1 pseudogene is annotated in these 516 nt (G+C 57.0%); it reads right to left on the reverse strand.

Going from position 1 to position 516, the window contains the following annotated elements:
* A pseudogene (locus tag BST28156_RS34600) lies at positions 1-440 on the reverse strand (DUF4158 domain-containing protein); the annotation flags it as partial.
* Between the last annotated feature and the right edge of the window lie 76 nt (positions 441-516).

The following is a 516-nucleotide window of genomic DNA, read 5'->3' on the forward strand; positions in this document are numbered from 1 at the left end:
CGCGCCCAACTCTCGAGTTTTTCCATACCTACAGCCTGCTCGAGCGCGCCGTGCAGTTGCCCCTCAATGTCGCGTACGGCCTGGACGACAAACTGCCTGAGCATGCGCTCCGGTGGTATCACTATGCGATGGTCGTAGAACCAACGTTTGAGATAGTTCGTCAACTGTCCGCGTTCCGGGCGACCGGTGAGTTGTTCCTTGAGCCAACGGATGACATACCGACGTTGATGTTCCGCGACGGCGCGAAAATTGATGGCGTCCCGAGCAAAGCGCTGGTGGTCGGATAAGGTCTTGAGGTTGCCATCGTAAAGTGAACGTAACGTGCCGAGGTCTGGCGGCTTTACATTCAGTTGCCGGCCAAGATGTCGCCAGAGAACCGTGGGTATCTGCTTGTACGAGCCGAGCGGCCGGCCAGTCATGCGCAGAAAGCCGATGTGCAAGGGGTGACTTCAGAATTCGGAAAAAATCGTACGCTAAGCAATCCCAGCCCTCAGCACAGTCGCACTACGGGTGGAT

The organism is Burkholderia pseudomultivorans (assembly GCF_902499075.1).
GTDB lineage: Bacteria > Pseudomonadota > Gammaproteobacteria > Burkholderiales > Burkholderiaceae > Burkholderia > Burkholderia pseudomultivorans.